A 16,963-nucleotide genomic window follows, 5' to 3' on the forward strand; every position below is an offset into this window, starting at 1 on the left:
TCTTTTATATTTATTTAGACCAAATATTAATAAAGCGCAAAGATGATATAAATAAATATAAAAAACAAAAAAAGAGTTTTAAGAAATCAAAATATGATTATTTATGTATAATTTTTCCGAAATATCTCTAAAATTCAATTTCTTTTCAGAATTGCATTTCAATTTTGCACTATAATAATAAACATTGTGAAGCGAATATCAGTTCTTCTGGCGACAATAGCCGTAGCATTAGCAAATGCCCAAACCACAACCCCGGAAACGGCGAAAGGAAAAGCAAATGATTCTATAAAAGTAAACCGGATCAAAACCATTGAAGCAGTTACCATTGTTGGGAAAAAAGCTGTGGTAGAGAATAAAATAGATAAGATTGTCTATAATGTTGCCAATGATCTCACTTCACAAAACGGGGCTGCAATAGATGTTTTGAGAAAAGTACCGCAGGTAACCGTAGATGCAGACGGAAATGTAGAACTGCAGGGAAATCCCAATGTCAGATTTCTGATTAACGGAAAACCTTCCAGCATATTCGGAAACAGTCTTGCCGATGCGCTTGCTTCCATTCCTGCCAGTCAGATCAAAAGTATTGAAGCGGTTACAAGTCCCGGCGCGAAGTACGATGCACAGGGAACAGGAGGGATCATCAATATAGTTTTAAATGACAGTAAAGTAAAAGGGATCAATGGAATCATCAATGGTTCTTTAGGAACACGATTTGAAACAGGCTCTCTGAATTTAAACTACAGGAATAATAATTTCAGTATGAATGCTTTTTTCAGCGGAAATACACAGCTGAAATCAAGAACACCTTTTTCACAGGACAGAATTTCAAGGGATAGCCAGACCAATTCTCAAACGAGATTGTTGCAGGATGGGTATACAGATTTTCAAAGACACGGATACCGTACAGGAATGGGATTTGACTGGTCAATCAATAAATCAAATACGTTCAGCGGATCCATTTCCTATAATAGTTTCAGAAATAAAAGCATCGGATTTATCAATCAGGAACAATACATTACAGATGCTTCCGGTAATGAGCAGTCTATTTTAGGATACAGAAATTCGGATAACCGATCAACAGTGAATTCAATTGACGGAAGTTTAAGCTATAGAAAAACATTTCAAAAAGACGGTCAGGAACTTACCGCAGATTATGTGGTGAGTTACGGAACGCCTGAAAGCAGCTATATTCAGAATCAAAGTCTGTATGGAGCAGCTTTTCCTTACAACGGAACCTCTGCCAATAATCCGGGAACCGATAACAGTCACAATCTTTCTGTTGATTATGTACATCCACTAACAGACAATATAACATTTGAAATGGGTGGGAAAACAGTGCTTCAGCATATTACCAATACAACCGATGTGAGCGTTTTGAATGCTTTTAACCAATATGAAAAAGATCCGTTACAGTCCTATAATCTGAAATATGATATGGGAATTTATGCCGCGTATTTTTCTTCTACCTTTAAATTTTTTAATTGGCTGGATCTGAGAGCCGGAGCACGTTACGAGTACACCACTTTAAAGATTGATTTCCCAGGAACCAATATTCCGTCGTATGGTTTGTTTGTACCGTCACTTATTTTATCTCATAAATTTGATAATAACGGAACTTTAAAATTAGCATATACAAGAAGAGTTGAAAGGCCGGAATATTCAGAACTCAATCCGTTTTTAAACATTAGTGATCCGCACAATATCACTACCGGAAATCCTTCACTGAAACCTGAAATTGGGGATAATATGGAATTCGGATACAGCAAAAATCTTGGAAACGGAGGAAATATTTCGATGACGTTGGTAGAGAGAATCAACAGCCAGGATTTAAAGCAGATAACAACATTTTATCCCGTTTTTACAGCTAATGGAGTAGACTATACCAATGTTTCTGTCTCTTCAAGAGATAATATCGGGAAAGAATATAATTCTGGGGCAATCGTTTCGGCTTCACTTCCTTTTTTGAATAATAAACTGAATCTGCGTGGAAATCTAATGGTATTTCACCGCTATATTGTAAGCCATATTTATGTAGGAGATCTGGATATGGGAATGCGCTACCGTTTAAATTTAAATGTAAACTATCAGTTTCCAAACAATTTCGTCTTAGAAGCATTTGGAAATTATAATTCTGCCGCCAAAAATATTCAAGGGAAAAATCCGCAATCCATCACCTACACTCTTGCCGGGAGAAAAGTATTCTGGAACAAAAAAGCAAGCATCGGATTTACCATGACGAATCCTTTCAATAAATATATCAAACAGGTAACCACGGTGAATACGGGAGATTATGATTCCTATTCTGTAAGACAGCTACCGTTCCGTTCTTTTGGGATAAGTTTCAGCTATAAATTCGGAAAAACAGATATCAAAAAAGAAAAAGATATCAATAATGACTATCTGAATGAGCCATCACAGGGAAATTAACAGGTAAGTGGGAGATATACAAGGAAAATATGGTTATTTTTTCATGAGAATTAGAGAAATAAGTATAGGTTATAGAATTTTTGATCGTAATAGAATTCCTAATTAGGCAGATAATAATTACATTTGTTCTATAACCTATACTCAATGTTCGATATTTTCCTAAAATACCTTACCGATAAAATAGAACTTTCAGATCACGAAGTCCAGTTAATAGAATCAGTATGTAAACCTAAAAAACTGCGAAAAAAGCAATTTCTTTTACAGGAAGGAGATATTTGGCATTACAATACTTTTATTTGTAGAGGTTTAGTGAAAACTTTTTCTATCGCTGAAAACGGAACAGAACACATCATCAACTTTGCGCCGGAGCATTATTGGACCGGAGATCGTGAAAGCCTCCATAATGGAACTCCATCACGTCTGAATATCGATGCCATTGAACCTACAGAATTGATTTTAATCGAAAAATCAGATTTTGAAAAGATATGTTTGGAAATTCCTCAATTAAATCAACTGGTGAATCAGATTATCCAAAAAAGTTTTATTGTTTCCCAAAGCAGGATTTTAGCGAATATCAGTTTTACGGCAGAAGAAAAATATCAAAATTTCCTTGAAAAATATCCTCATATTGTCAACCGTATACCTCAACATATGATTGCTTCCTATATTGGAATCACCCCCGAAACCCTTACCAGACTGCGTAGAAATATGGTTAAGAAATAAAATACTTCATTTTCATTGACATTTGTTTGCTTTATTTTCAAGCTTTTGTCAATGGAACAAGGCTTCCTGTTGCAGCATCTTTGCCTTATTAAAATAATAATTAAAAATAAGACAAAAATGAACAAAACAGTTTTTATTACAGGAACAAGCACAGGATTCGGAAAATTAACAGCAACAACGCTTGCCAAAGCAGGATACACCGTAATTGCAGGAATGCGTGGCGTTTCAGGAAAAAATGAAACCGTAGCGAAAGAATTGGGAGTTCTTCCCAATTTAGAAGTTGTTGAAATTGATGTAACCGATGATTCTTCGGTAACCAGTGCTTTTGAAAAAATACTTCAAAAATATGGTAAAATTGATGTGTTAGTCAACAATGCCGCCGTTTCAGGCTTCGGATTGTTGGAAGCCTACAGTCTGGACAGAATCCGCCAGATGTTTGAAGTGAATTTTTATGGAGTTATCAGAACTTATCAGGCTGTACTGCCTTCCATGAGAGAAAATAAGAGTGGTTTGATTATCAATATCACTTCCGGAGCCAGTGCGCATACTTCACCTTTTATGGTTCCTTATTTTGCATCGAAATTCGGTGTTGAAAGTATTACAGAAGGGTTACAGGACGAATTGAAACAATTCAATATCGACAATGTTTCCATACAGCCCGGTGTGTATCCAACAGAGATGAATACAGGTGAAAAAGCAGGAGTTAATGCAGACAAGCCAGAAATTGCAGCACTTTATGACCCTGTTGCAACAGAACAGTTCAATGCCATAGGTGCTGCATTATTTGGTAAGATGAAAGAGTTTAACATGAATCCGCAGACGATAGCAGACGGAATTCTGGAATTGATTCAGATGAAAGAAGGTTCCCGTCCTTTACGTTTTCCTCTGGATGCCGTCGCACAGGGAACAGATCTGGAATTCATCAAGGCAAGAGCAGAAATGAAAGCAAAATGGCTTGCAAAATACAGTGAATAATTGAAGTTTTTAAATAATAACTAAAGGTTGGAATGTTTTGTTCCAACCTTTTTTGATTTGGAAATTTTCTCAAGACTTTATTTTTTAGGAGCTTACTCCCGCTTTCGCTACTCGCTTTTTCAGGATCTGTCCCGGCGGCGAAGCCGCCGGGACAGATCCTGAAAAGAGCTCAAACACACCGCTCAATCGGGGCTATAATGAATGTCATATTTTAAAACTACCATTTTCATTGACATTTGTTTGCTTTTTTTTCAAGCTTTTATCAATGGAAGAAGGCTGCTGAATGTTGGAAATTTGCTTTATCAAACAACAACAAAAAAATTAAAAAGATGAGCAATCTAAAAAAACAAATCAAAGCCAATGCAACAGCAGTAGCAAGTGCACTTTTATTATCAGCAGCAGTTTCAAACACTTCAGCACAGGAAAAAACAGGAATTCTTGGAGTAGATCACATAGGGATCAACGTTCCGGATATGAAACAAGCTGTAAACTTCTTTACTGATGTACTAGGGTTTTCGGCAGTAACGAATTTAGGTCCGATTCCTTTGGATAATACTTGGAAAAAGAATAATCATATGCAGTCTGAAACAGGTCCTGTAACGATCAAAATGATCAAAGCAGGAACAGGGGCCAATATAGAGTTATTTGAATATAAAGATAATAAAGGAAGTCTGCAGCAACCGGGAGGAGACGATATCGGAGCAAGCCATATTGCTTTCTATACTAATGACATCAGCAAAAGTGTAGCCTATCTTAAAAGCAAAGGAGTACAGTTTTTGGGAGAGCCATTCCTGATGCCGTCTGGAGATACGGAAGGTGAAACCTGGGTATATTTTGTAACACCTTGGGGTTCTAAAATGGAACTGGTTTCTTATCCCAACGGAAAAGGATATGAGAAAAAAAATCCGGCAACAATATTATGGTCACCTAAAGATGTAGTAAAAAATCAAACCGAAAAGTCAGATTTAAAACCGCTTTCTGAAACTGAAATTAAATCTTTAGTAGAAGGACATTTAGCCATCTGGAACGAGAGAGACCTTAAAAAACGTGAAGCATTAATGTCAAAAATTTATGCTGGTGATATTGAAATGGTCGATAGTCATTTTGTAGCGGTCGGTTACAAAGAAATCAATGGTTTTGTGGATGGATTACAACAAAAAAGTCCAAATTCTAGATTTTCTCATATCAAAGCAATAGACGTAAATCACAATATTGCAAGACTGTATTGGCAAAACGGAACTCCCGAAAAGCCGGATGCCGTAACAGGAATGGATTTATTCGTTTTTGAAAACGGAAAAGCTGTGAAACTATACGTTTTTGTAGACAACAAAAATTAAATTCTCTCAATTCTTAATAAAAATTAATCAAACTCAATATTTATTTTTTGACGCAAAGATTTTATTTAAAGACTTAATTATTTAAGTGAGCAAAGAAGAATCAACAAATTGATTTTCTGAGGCTATGTTTTCAAGCTTCGCGCAACAAATTTTATTTGCCTTTGCTTCCTAAAAATAATGGGTAAAACTGAATTAAAACTTTGCGTTAAAAAAAATAGAATAATAAAAATTTTAATCAAACTCAATCTTTTACATTTAAAATAAAACAATATGAAAGCATCATTAATCAATCAAAATTCAGCCAACGAAACATTAATCCGTGAATTGTACAGAATAGCCGAAGTTCAGGATTCAAAAGGATTTACAGAACTTTTTGCAGAGGACGGATATTTCTGGGATGTATCTTCAGGAAACAAATATTATGGTCAAGACATCGGTAAAACGGTGGATGTTTTTGCTACAGCTTTTCCAGATATGCACAGAGAATTGTACGAATTATACGTCTTGGAAGATGAAAATACAGTAATCGTAGAATTGTCATTGAACGGAACTCATAATGGCCCTCTTCAACTGGCTTCCGGAACTTTGGAACCCACAGGAAAAACTATCGAAGTGCCTTGTTGTGACGTCTTCAAGATAGAAAACGGCAAAGTAAAATCATTCCATTGTTATAATGCAGGAACGATACTTTTAGGACAATTAGGCGTTTTTTAATTACGAATCAATCAAGGTAAATGCAAATAATCATTTGCCTTGATTCAAAACATAAAATCAAATGAAAAATATCATCGAATTATTAACCTGGAGATACGCCACAAAAAAAATGACGGGCGAAAAAATCTCTTCAGAACAAATCAACAATATATTGGAGGCAGCTCATTTAGCGCCTTCCGGAATTGGGTTACAACCTTACGAAATCATCGTTATCAGTAATCCCGAAATCAAAAAGAGAATATTGCCTATTGCCATGAACCAGGCCCAGATTACGGAATCTTCACATCTTTTGGTTTTTGCAGTCTGGGATGAATATACCAAAGAAAGAATTGATCACGTTTTTGACCATCTTATTGTAAAACAAAATAAAAAACCGGATTCTTATGCCCATCAACGGAGTTTTGCGAAGACATTTTTCGGAAATATGAGTCTCGAAGAAAATTTTCATCATGCGGCAAAACAGGCAAATATTGCATTAGGTTTAGCTATTGTTGCAGCAGCTTCGGAAGGTATAGATTCAACCCCAATGGAAGGTTTTGATCCGATGGCACTGGATGAATTTTTAAAGTTATCGTCTAAAGGGTTAAGAAGCTCAATGCTATTAGCTTTAGGATACAGAGATCAGGAAAACGACTGGAATCTTGAAAATAAAAAAGTACGTAAACCATTTGAAGAGTTTGTCACTTTTATTTAAAAACAGTTTTTAATTTTAATAGAAATAATATGAATCATTTAGAAAAAAAAGGAATCTCCAATAATCACGATAAAACGCAGCCAACCGCAATTACAGTAAGCGCTTATTACAGGGTGCATCCTGATGACAGACAGGTTTTCATTGATGCCGTTACACCTGAAATGATTGCTGCCAACCAATTGGAAGGCTGTATTTATTATGCTTTCTCACAAGATTTGACAGATGAAAACACATTCCATCTTCTGGAAGGATGGGAAAATAAGGAAGCTTATGAGCGACACGAAAATTCCGAGACATTTTTGAAAGCGCTCAGTACAGTTGTTAACAATGTGAGAATATTAGACAGGGAGGGGGTTCGCTATGATATTGCAAAAATTCATTTGGACGATCCGAGAGATAAGGTAAATGAATTTTAAATAACATCCGGTTTTAGGAGCGTTGAATGAAGTCAATAATTAGAAATCTATATATAAAACGGCATCACTTGTCTTTAAAGTGATGCTGTTTAGCTTTTATTTCAAAATCTCTTTATCATAAAGAAGATTGTCGTCTTCATCAAAACTTATAATAAGCATTTTATACTGTTTTGCGGTATCGTTATTGAAAAACTTGATTCTCGGAGGAACGTAGTCACTGTCGAATAAATTCGGATTCCAGTATAATGTTTCTCGGGTATCGTTTTCGATTTTTACCGGAGCATCGTTATCGATCATTTCAATAGGAAACTCTGAAGGCTTATCGTATCCTTTTACTATAGCCAGGTTATTATTTTGTGTTGCTTTTTCAGTGATTTTAGGTTTCATGTTTCCCTTCATGGTATAGATTAATACTGCATCACCTATTAATCCTGCCCCTTTAATGATTTTCACCATAGCAATATTGGTAACTGGCAAACTTGCAATCATACTGGCATCGGTTTGCATCTCATCTAAATACACTTTTGCCGGGCTGTTGCGGATATAAGGAACATTCACTCCCGAATTATCTTTTTGAAAAGTCAATCCCGCTGCTCTTCCCTGTAGCCAATCAAAAATATTATTTGATCCTGCGACATGTTGATCTTCATTCACAAAGTCAAATATCGTTGAATTGATAGAACTGAACATTCCGGTTGAAAGCTGTTTATCCAATTCTTCTTTTGGGTCCTTTTTCTTCCCGACTAATTTTACTTCTTCAATCTGTACATCAACGTTCTCCGTTTTTTTATTGTTTTTTTGCGTATTGATGGCTCTGGAAATTGAAGGAGAAAGTTTTCTATTTTCCGAAGCTGCTACCAACTTATATTTGGTCGTTGGGAGATTGCCTTTAAATTCTGTAGGAATTACAAGTGGCTCTACTGTGACAAACAAATTATCCGTAGTAGCTTCCTTATCTTTTTCTGCATTTACAAACAAAGAAACACTCAAAGGCTCATCAAAGCTAAGATTATCCAAATAAACGTATCCGTTCTGATCGGTTTTGAACAAATTAACAGAAGGCGGGTTTTTCCCCAGTTTCAATGCCAAAGTTACATTTGTGTCTTTCAGCATCGCATTGTTTTTAAGAGGTTTTACCCTGTAAGAAAGAAATTTTAGAGAATTGTTTTTGATGGACGGGGCAGATCCGCTAAGCACAGAATTCCAGTCAAATCTTTTCCAGTTTTCAGAAATAAGCAGGGCATCTAAAGCTTCACTATTGGCATTGGCAGAGAAATACTGCGCCGGAGCGTCTATTTTTGAAGTAAAATCTCCTGTTAGCCAAAGACCACTCAGTATATTTTCTTCTTCCGGGGTTGTACTGCCGTCGTCTTCACTTACCAAAACGGTATAATTTTTAAAATACGACTCCGGAGAAAGATCAATGCTATTGAAAGATCTTGGCGTTGTCTTTAAGCTTTTCCCGATAATGTCTGCTTTCTCGATCTTTAAAGTATTGGGTTTTATAAAGCACAGTCGTTGTGCAACCAGATTATCCTGATCATCAAATACAGCCAATTGTAAAATACCGTTGGCTCCGTTACTTATTTTTGTAGGAATAAGACTGGATGCTTCATTAATTAGCTGATTGATATTGGCTCTGTACGCCAAATGGTTGTTGATGGTTCCTACAATTTTATAATTTTGGAGCTGCTGTTTTAAATTCACCCCTTTTAAACTGTATTTAATCCCGTCTTTAGAACTGGAAACTTCTAAGCTAAGACCGCTGTTGGCTACTTCCGGTAAATCTATGGTCTGCTTTTTCCCTGCATTATCCTGAATAATCACCTGATATTTTTTTCCTGAAGCAGGGGTTAGGCTAAAAGAAGCAACGTTTTTATCGAAAGATTTAAAGGTTACTACAGATACGTTGGGATTTTGGGAGTCTATTATTTTTCCGCTCCAGCTTTCAGGCAGGGAAGTATTGCCAGACATTCTTACGGCAAACTTCGTAGGCATACCATTGATGAAAGTGCCACCTTCCGGAAAGGCTTTTGCAGACCACTCAGAACTTTTGGCAACTTCTAATGTTTTAGTGGAAGCTGGATTGTAGACCGGAATCGTTTTAACAATCTGAAAATCTTCACTGAAATTGGTCATGTAAGGCGTATAAGCTCTGATGAAATACACCTGCTCGGGAAGATCTTCTTTTAGTTTAAAATCTCCGCTTCCTTCACCATTGGTCAAAAGTAAAGTTTTCCAGTCGATTAGTTTTTTATCAGAATCATATAACTCAACGAATAGAGTAGTAGATAATGCAGAACGATTGTAACCATCAAAAACAAAACTTTTGAACCAGATCTGGTCACCGGCTGCATATTGTTGTTTGTCTGTAAGAAGGTATACTTTTTCTTGTTCGTAATTATTCTCAAGATTTGTTATTGCTTTTTCCAGCTTAGTTTGTGAAAATACAGGTTGTACTGTTGAAATGAGCAATAAAAAAAAAATATTTTTCATAGAAATCTTAACGCATTTTTAATCCAATGCTAAATTACTCAATAAAAGACTGCAAACTCTTCAAATTTCAAAAATTAAGGAGATTTTAACTAAATAAGAATAGTAAACAAAAAAGAGCACTACTTATTTAAAAATAGTACCCTTCTGGTCTTTTGAAAAAATAACAACCGTTACCAGTTGATAAATATGAATTTTTTTTGCCAGGGCAATTTAACAAGACCAATCCCCCAAGAAAGCCTGTCAAGTAAGATATCCTGTGTTTTTCGTTCTACCGTAAGTATATAATCGTGATTGGAAATCTCTAATTTACCGGAACGCTGAAAAAATTCATTTTGTAATAATGCTGCGGAGGATTTTTTCATTGGGCTCCAGTTGTGCTGAACACTTTCTATTACGTTTTTAGCCTGTGTTTTATGCTTGCGAGAAAGCTTGATGTGTCTGTTAATAGGCTGCTCCAACGGAATATTGCATAAGAATTTTTCAAAAAGCATCTCGTATTCGGGAGCATTTATGTTTCCGGTCGCTATGTAATGCAGTAAATGGGCGCACAATTCGGGATCAATGAGCTGTTGGGTTTTGGGATCCAGGAGATCGCAATGCTCAAAAAAGGTTTTGAGAAAGGGGTGAATCAAAATGAGTCCTGCATTTTGGACGTATTTTTCAGATTCCGGCTTTATATCTTCATAGTCTGTTTCATCATTTTCTTGATCAATGGTCTTCATCAAAGTTTTTGCAGTTTCAATATAATCTATTGTATGGTCAGTGTCCCTTGTATGTTTGGTATCTATTGTACTTTTGGCCGCTATTATATTATCAGGAGCTATCATATTGCTTTTAATGTGATTAAGAATTTCGGTTTCTTCAATAAAAGGGAAAATCTTAACGACTGTTTTCCAATTCTGGTGATTGTTTTTTACCTGTGATGGTTTTGCAGCTTCTATTTTTATTATTTGCTGGAAAAGATATTCTTTAAGATTGTCGATTGAGGAAGAATTTAAATACTTAGATACCAGCTCTAAGATCAAACGCCATACAATGACTCTGTCATTTGATTTCAGTTTGGATATTAGATGTATTATATCATGATTATCTAAGTTGATTTTTACTTCTTTATTATCTAAAATAGCAAAATATAGCTGTACAATTTGCTCATTTGACAGCTGATTAATAATCCGGTTCTGAACATTGGATTTTGACAATACAGGGATGATCTTTTTTTGAAATGAGTTGACCGAAATCAGGATATCAAATGTAGCCGGTTCTAAAAGATTGATACTTTTTTTGTCCGAATTCCACCATGGCCTATCTCCTTTTTCTAAAAAATAAATAAAAGCCTGAACCATTTTTTCCTGATTGTCGATCAGATATGCCTTAACGTCATGTTCTTTTTCCGGATCTGAATGTTCAATGGGTTTTGTGATCTCTGATAATTCGTCTTTAAAAGCTTGGGCAATTTTATCTTTTAATTCTGTATTTAGCGAACTACTTTTCACGTCCAGATTCAATTCTAATAGGGGAATCTGTATAGTATGATCAGCCAGCTGATATTTTAAATCATTGATGTACTTTTCTATTTCCGGAAAAACATCCATAGACAAGAAACTATTGATGTCTTCTTTTATGCCAAATGCTTTTTCTTTGTTGTTGACTGTAATTTCAACAAAGACTTTCTGAATGATATGATCCTGCTTCACATTCAATAGATTTTAGTGATATGATATTGATAATAGTGGAATTATTTTACTTCTGATCAAATTCTCCTCCCCAGAAACCGGCAGGACAAAGGCTTAATTTTGATCTTTGTTTGGCGCTCAGTCTGCATCCACAACCTCTTATAAACCCGTCTTTCGGAGCATCTGCAACTTCCAGTGTATTAGGATTCAGCCATTTCATAGCATTGCAGTTGTTGCCATTTTTTATTGGGCATTCATTACAGATCTGTTCTCTTAATGAAAAAATAGCTTCTTCATTTTGGTCGGCAACCCCAAGCTTTGATCGTAGTTCGTTGAAATGGCCGCCAATGATTTCATTGCGCTTGCCAAAAAGTTTTTTGATATTCATGTGATTAGAGTTTTAAAATTATGGGGTCAAAATTAGAGGAAGAAAAATCATCTTACGAATTATAAGACCTCTCTATTCTGTCTTTGCAGTAAAAGACAAAATCATTTTTCCACCATAAAGGGGTTGAAATTTTTAAGAATAGGTTGGTGTAAAAAAGGAAAGAGTACTACCTAAATTATTTGTAATAAATATTGATCTCAAAAAACTAAAAACGGCAATTTATTTACCTCCTGTTTATGTTGGTGTAAAATATTTTTTTTAATAACAAAATTAAACTTGAATAATGATGTTATATTTCACATAGACTAGATTATTAAAATTGTGTTTCTTAAATTTTAAAGTATATTTTATTGCTTATTAATGTTTTGTGATTTAAATTTTAATTATTATTCCACTGAAATAGAAATATTATTTACTGCAAAGACAGGTTTGCCCCCTCGAAATATTTGTCTTTTGAGTGGGTCTGATTGTATGTTTGCATCATAATAACAAAGAACAAAATTATGATTAAAGAAGTATTGATAATTTTAAAAGATAAACTGAATGATTCAGAAAATGGTTTAATGGATGATGATGGCGAAATCGCTGTTGTTGATGATATTGCAAAGCATGATGAGGAAACCGAATTGCTTGATAATAAGGTGGTAATTACTTTATTAAATGTACAGGAAGAATCTACATTGAAAAACGCCTCATGGTACACAAGGACTACAATAAGTGAAAATCCGCCTTTGTATGATATGAAAAAGCAGAATCCACCTGCTTATTTAAATTTATACGTGATGATTTCTGCAAACAGAACTGCCTATGATAAAGCTTTGTCAAACATTTCGAAAACTATTGAAATATTTCAGACCAACAATGTTTTGGAATATGTTGATGCTGATGAGACAAAAAATTTCAAATTCAGGATTGAACTGCATTCTATTCCGTTCGATCAGCTAAGTTACGTTTGGGGATTATTAGGAGGAAAAGTGATGCCTTCTGTCTTATACAAGATAAGCGTAATCAAAATAGAAGCTGTAGAAAAAACACCTATTAAATTAATTGATGAAGTAAGTATACAAAGTATCAAAGTCAATTAATCATAAAAACAAAAATAAAAACTAATAACCTTTTTAAACTTTCAAAACATGTCAAATCCAACAACACCTGGTGTTTCAGTTGAAGAAATTACAAGACTTCCTTACTCAGTTACATTAGCAGATACAGCTATACCGGCATTTATTGGGTATACTGAGTTTGCAACGGAGGGCTATAATGAGCCATTCAAAATCGATTCTTTTTTGCAATATGAAAAGTATTTTGGAAAAGCAAAAAAAGAAAATATTCAGCTGAAAGATGTAGAAGGAAAAGGAGTACAGCTTATAGCCCCCGAAGTACAGTTTTTAATGTATTATTCCCTTCAAATGTATTTTGCCAATGGTGGTGGCCCTTGTTACATTGTTTCTGTAGGAAATTATACCTCTTCAGAAGTCAACTATGTTGATTTGAAAAATGGTTTGGATATGATTGAAAATTCAAAGGAACCAACACTTACTGTTTTTCCCGATGCTACCTTATTAACAGACCAGGAAGATTTCTACAAAATCTATAATGAAGCAATCACTCAGGCTGAACAGGTGAAAAACAGATTTGTGATAGTAGATACATATTATGGAAATTCTACTACCTCATCAGGAAATCTTAATACGATCAGTTACTTTAGAAGTAAAGTAAAGACTTCCAGCCATGCTGCTGCGTACTATCCTCATTTAAAAACCATTTTGAACTATACTTTTGATGATAAAACGCCTATAGTACATACCGGTTTACAAAATACAGGAGAAACCAGTGGTACTTTTTATGTCGGTGAGAGTAGCGCTATAGAGGAATTGAGAACTTTAGCCATTGAAGAAATTACCATTGGGTCTGCAGATGCTTTTGTTCTTGCTGATTTACTAGCTCAGGCTATTGCCATTGCAGAAGAAGTTAAGGAAACAGCAGATGTAAAAACAGCTTTAAAAGTAGCTATTATAGAGGCAAAAGCTGTATTAGAAGCGATATATGACGGAACGATAGACGATTTTATGATTCCTGAAGGTTCAGAAGACAATGAACCTGCCTTTAGTGAAGAGTTTAGAGTATTAAAAGAAGCAATTCAAGCTGCAGAAGACAAAGTAGGAGATGCAGACGGTATCACCCTTAAAAATTTAGAATCATCCAATTCTGCACTCTATAATCAGGTAAAAAAAGAGATAAGATCATTAAATGTTATTCTGCCACCATCATCAACAATCGCAGGAGTATACGGCAGAATAGACAGCGTAAGAGGAGTATGGAAAGCCCCGGCAAACGTGAGTCTTAATTATGTAGTGACACCTACAGAAAAGGTTTCAGATAAAGAACAATCGGAGCTGAATATTGATGTTTCAGGAAAATCGATCAATGCGATCAGAACTTTTACAGGAAAAGGCACCTTGGTTTGGGGAGCAAGAACACTCGACGGGAGAGACAAGAAAGAAGAGGATAAAGATAATGAATGGAAATATATACAGGTACGCCGTTATTATGATATGATTGAGCAGGCAATCAACCAGGCACTCAAGCCATTCATTGATCAACCCAATATATCCCATACCTGGTTACGGGCCAAAACAATGCTGGAAAATTTTCTTCACCAGCAATGGATAGATGGTGCATTAGCAGGAAGTACTTCCAAAGAAGCCTATTCTGTTGAAACTGGTCTGGATAAATATAAAGATAAAACGATGAATGTAACGGTGAAGGTAGCATTAGTACGTCCGGCAGAATTTATCGTATTGAACTTCTCACACAAATTACAATAATTCAAACAACACATTCAATCATGAATGAACATTCGAAGTACTGCTTCGAGGAATAATTAATATTAATTTAAAATTTTTAACAAATGAATTACAAAACCCCTGGAGTCTATGTGGAGGAACTGGAAACATTTCCACCTTCCGTAGCGCAAGTTGAAACAGCTATTCCCGCTTTTATAGGGTATACAGCAGAAGGACCACAAAATCAGCCAACGAGAATTTCTTCTATGTTGGAATATGAAGCACTTTTTGGAAAAGCAAATCCGGAAGCCTTCTCTGTAGCCTTCAAAGATGGTGTTGCAACGGCAACACAAACTATGGTAAGTGATTTTAAAATGTACTATGCCATGCAAATGTATTTCGCGAATGGCGGAGGACCTTGCTATATTGTTTCAGTAGGAGATTATAGCGGTTCGGTGACGGTAGGAGATTCTATAACAGAAGGAACCTTATTATATGGTCTTGAATTACTGAAAAAAGAAGACGAACCCACTCTTATCGTGTTCCCCGATCTTCAAGGTTTAGTTCCTACTGCTGCTGAAGTTGCTGCTGCTACTGATAATGTCGAAGTAGCGGAAGATGACGAAACGGTTGCTGCTGCTGCTAAAGCTGCTGCTGCCGATGTTGCTGCTGCTGCTAATGGTGGTGCCGATATACAAGCTGCTGTGGCTGCTGCTGTGGCTAAAGTGAGTACTTATCCTGTTACTGATGCTGCTGATCTTGTTCAGGTTGCTAAGAATAAAGCGGCTAAAGCAGTTGCAAATGCTGCTCAAGTTGCGGGTGATGCTTCAAATGCTACTGTTACTAGTGTAAAGACTGCTGCTACTGCTGCTGCTGCTGTTTTTACTGCTGTTTTTAACACCGCTAAAGCTATTGCGGAAGATGCTGCTGCTTATGTAGCTGATATTTCTACGGTTAGTGCTGCTGATATCACTGCTGCTTACTCTTTATACAATACAGCATTGAAGCAGGCAGAACTGATGAAAGACAGATTCGTTATTATGGACGTCCTTGGAGATGAGGTTATTTTTAGGAGTAAAGTAAATGCTGAAGGCTTAAAATATGGTGCAGCATATCACCCAAAATTAAAAACAATTTTAAGCTATGCTTTTAACGAAGCGAATGTTGTAGTGACTGGTGAATTTGGGATTACAAACTTAGCAGGATTAAAATCAACGAATTCTGATTTCTACAACAAGGCTAAAAACGCAATTGAATCTAAAAGAGTGGTATTGGCTCCATCATCATCTATGGCCGGAGTGTATGCTAAAGTAGACAGTACTTCAGGAGTATGGAAAGCACCGGCTAACTTAGGACTTAATTTCGTAGAAGCACCTACAGTAAAAATTTCTAATAAAGACCAGGATGCTCTGAATGTAGATCCAATAGCGGGAAAATCAATTAATGTTATCAGAACATTCGCAGGAAAAGGAACTTTGGTTTGGGGAGCAAGAACCTTAGACGGAAACAGCAACGAATGGAGATATGTATCCGTACGTCGTTTCTTCAGCATGGTAGAAGAATCTGTGAAAAAATCAACAGAACGTTTCGTTTTCGAAGCCAATACAGCCAATACATGGGTACGTGTACAAACGATGATCGAGAATTTCCTAAACCAGCAATGGCAAGACGGAGCATTGGCAGGAAGCAAGCCTGAAGAGGCTTACTATGTAAGTGTAGGTTTGAACAAAACGATGTCTGCTCAGGATATTTTAGAAGGAAGAATGAACATCGAGATCGGTATGGCGGCAGTACGCCCAGCTGAATTTATTGTGTTACGTTTTTCACACAAGCTACAGGAATCATAAAAATACATCAACCTAAATAACAATTAAATATAAAAATAATTATGAGTACATATCCATTAGTAAAGTTTGCCTTTGAAGTAGATTGGGGCGGGACAAAAGTAGGATTTCAGGAAGTATCAGGATTAAATCTTGAAGTTGGAGTGATTGAATACAGACACGGGGCAAGCCCAGATTTTAGCAAGATGAAAATGCCTGGATTGACTGTTAACGGTAACGTTACCTTTAAAAGAGGAACGTTCAAGTCAGACAACGATTTTTATGCTTGGTTCCAGACCATTCATCTAAATACAGTAGAACGTAGATCCATTACGATTTCTCTTCTAGATGAGAACGGAGAGCCAGCAGTAACTTGGAAAGTGAAAAATGCATTCCCAGTTAAATTACTTTCAACCGATTTGAAAGCTGAAGGTAATGAGGTAGCAATTGAGACTTTAGAAATTGCGCACGAAGGATTAACTATTGAAAATAACTAATTATTAACTTAAAA

At 35.8% G+C, this 16,963-nt stretch carries 14 protein-coding genes; 11 read left to right on the forward strand and 3 right to left on the reverse strand.

Translation table 11 applies throughout. From position 1 onward, the window contains the following. The first annotated feature begins 186 nt into the window (after positions 1-186). The 7 genes from JI747_RS11845 to JI747_RS11875 all read left to right on the forward strand — a co-directional run bounded on the left by JI747_RS11845 (position 187) and on the right by JI747_RS11875 (position 7,286). Positions 187-2,427, forward strand: a complete 2,241-nt coding sequence (locus JI747_RS11845; protein ID WP_225688906.1) for a TonB-dependent receptor domain-containing protein — start codon at positions 187-189, stop codon at positions 2,425-2,427. 144 nt (positions 2,428-2,571) lie between these two features. Then, entirely contained in the window at positions 2,572-3,150 is a 579-nt protein-coding gene (locus JI747_RS11850) for a Crp/Fnr family transcriptional regulator (protein ID WP_225688908.1), read from the forward strand. Positions 3,151-3,267: 117 nt separating this feature from the next. Beyond that, the gene (locus JI747_RS11855; protein WP_225688910.1) at positions 3,268-4,125 is read left to right on the forward strand and encodes an SDR family oxidoreductase; all 858 of its coding nucleotides are present in this window, start codon (positions 3,268-3,270) and stop codon (positions 4,123-4,125) included. A 329-nt stretch (positions 4,126-4,454) separates the two neighbouring features. Then, positions 4,455-5,462: a VOC family protein gene (locus JI747_RS11860; RefSeq protein ID WP_225688912.1), complete on the forward strand. Its 1,008-nt coding sequence runs from the start codon at positions 4,455-4,457 to the stop codon at positions 5,460-5,462. 270 nt (positions 5,463-5,732) lie between these two features. Beyond that, positions 5,733-6,176: a nuclear transport factor 2 family protein gene (locus JI747_RS11865; protein WP_225688916.1), complete on the forward strand. Its 444-nt coding sequence runs from the start codon at positions 5,733-5,735 to the stop codon at positions 6,174-6,176. A 61-nt stretch (positions 6,177-6,237) separates the two neighbouring features. Further along, positions 6,238-6,870 (forward strand): nitroreductase family protein, encoded by a 633-nt coding sequence (locus JI747_RS11870; RefSeq protein WP_225688918.1) that lies wholly within the window; start codon positions 6,238-6,240, stop codon positions 6,868-6,870. A gap of 29 nt (positions 6,871-6,899) precedes the next feature. Then, the gene (locus tag JI747_RS11875) at positions 6,900-7,286 is read left to right on the forward strand and encodes a putative quinol monooxygenase (protein ID WP_225688920.1); all 387 of its coding nucleotides are present in this window, start codon (positions 6,900-6,902) and stop codon (positions 7,284-7,286) included. A gap of 96 nt (positions 7,287-7,382) precedes the next feature. Here the strand turns inward: JI747_RS11875 and JI747_RS11880 are convergent, their stop codons facing one another. The 3 genes from JI747_RS11880 to JI747_RS11890 form a co-directional block, all read right to left on the reverse strand. Then, positions 7,383-9,782 carry a hypothetical protein gene (locus tag JI747_RS11880; protein WP_225688922.1) on the reverse strand — a complete coding sequence of 800 codons (2,400 nt, stop codon included), beginning with the start codon at positions 9,780-9,782 and terminating at the stop codon, positions 7,383-7,385. Positions 9,783-9,952: 170 nt separating this feature from the next. Further along, positions 9,953-11,476 carry a contractile injection system tape measure protein gene (locus JI747_RS11885; RefSeq protein ID WP_225688924.1) on the reverse strand — a complete coding sequence of 508 codons (1,524 nt, stop codon included), beginning with the start codon at positions 11,474-11,476 and terminating at the stop codon, positions 9,953-9,955. A 46-nt stretch (positions 11,477-11,522) separates the two neighbouring features. Further along, complete coding sequence (locus JI747_RS11890) at positions 11,523-11,843, reverse strand: hypothetical protein (protein ID WP_225688926.1); 321 nt, start codon at positions 11,841-11,843, stop codon at positions 11,523-11,525. 503 nt (positions 11,844-12,346) lie between these two features. Here JI747_RS11890 and JI747_RS11895 point away from each other — a divergent pair. The 4 genes from JI747_RS11895 to JI747_RS11910 all read left to right on the forward strand — a co-directional run bounded on the left by JI747_RS11895 (position 12,347) and on the right by JI747_RS11910 (position 16,949). After that, the gene (locus JI747_RS11895) at positions 12,347-12,928 is read left to right on the forward strand and encodes a DUF4255 domain-containing protein (RefSeq protein WP_225688928.1); all 582 of its coding nucleotides are present in this window, start codon (positions 12,347-12,349) and stop codon (positions 12,926-12,928) included. A gap of 48 nt (positions 12,929-12,976) precedes the next feature. Beyond that, complete coding sequence (locus tag JI747_RS11900; RefSeq protein WP_225688930.1) at positions 12,977-14,671, forward strand: phage tail sheath C-terminal domain-containing protein; 1,695 nt, start codon at positions 12,977-12,979, stop codon at positions 14,669-14,671. Positions 14,672-14,754: 83 nt separating this feature from the next. Then, positions 14,755-16,476, forward strand: coding sequence for a phage tail sheath family protein (locus JI747_RS11905; RefSeq protein ID WP_225688932.1), 1,722 nt, complete (start codon positions 14,755-14,757; stop codon positions 16,474-16,476). A gap of 41 nt (positions 16,477-16,517) precedes the next feature. Then, positions 16,518-16,949, forward strand: coding sequence for a phage tail protein (locus JI747_RS11910; protein WP_225688934.1), 432 nt, complete (start codon positions 16,518-16,520; stop codon positions 16,947-16,949). Positions 16,950-16,963 lie beyond the last annotated feature (14 nt).

This window comes from Chryseobacterium tagetis, from assembly GCF_016735585.2.
Lineage (GTDB): Bacteria > Bacteroidota > Bacteroidia > Flavobacteriales > Weeksellaceae > Chryseobacterium > Chryseobacterium tagetis.

Excerpts from the sequence above, each read along its gene's own strand:
- JI747_RS11855 (WP_225688910.1), top strand. The coding sequence starts at position 3,268 with ATGAACAAAACAGTTTTTATTACAGGAACAAGCACAGGATTCGGAAAA.
- JI747_RS11890 (WP_225688926.1), bottom strand. The coding sequence starts at position 11,843 with ATGAATATCAAAAAACTTTTTGGCAAGCGCAATGAAATCATTGGCGGC.
- JI747_RS11850 (WP_225688908.1), top strand. The coding sequence starts at position 2,572 with ATGTTCGATATTTTCCTAAAATACCTTACCGATAAAATAGAACTTTCA.
- JI747_RS11880 (WP_225688922.1), bottom strand. The coding sequence starts at position 9,782 with ATGAAAAATATTTTTTTTTTATTGCTCATTTCAACAGTACAACCTGTA.
- JI747_RS11865 (WP_225688916.1), top strand. The coding sequence starts at position 5,733 with ATGAAAGCATCATTAATCAATCAAAATTCAGCCAACGAAACATTAATC.
- JI747_RS11905 (WP_225688932.1), top strand. The coding sequence starts at position 14,755 with ATGAATTACAAAACCCCTGGAGTCTATGTGGAGGAACTGGAAACATTT.
- JI747_RS11900 (WP_225688930.1), top strand. The coding sequence starts at position 12,977 with ATGTCAAATCCAACAACACCTGGTGTTTCAGTTGAAGAAATTACAAGA.
- JI747_RS11910 (WP_225688934.1), top strand. The coding sequence starts at position 16,518 with ATGAGTACATATCCATTAGTAAAGTTTGCCTTTGAAGTAGATTGGGGC.
- JI747_RS11870 (WP_225688918.1), top strand. The coding sequence starts at position 6,238 with ATGAAAAATATCATCGAATTATTAACCTGGAGATACGCCACAAAAAAA.
- JI747_RS11860 (WP_225688912.1), top strand. The coding sequence starts at position 4,455 with ATGAGCAATCTAAAAAAACAAATCAAAGCCAATGCAACAGCAGTAGCA.
- JI747_RS11875 (WP_225688920.1), top strand. The coding sequence starts at position 6,900 with ATGAATCATTTAGAAAAAAAAGGAATCTCCAATAATCACGATAAAACG.
- JI747_RS11895 (WP_225688928.1), top strand. The coding sequence starts at position 12,347 with ATGATTAAAGAAGTATTGATAATTTTAAAAGATAAACTGAATGATTCA.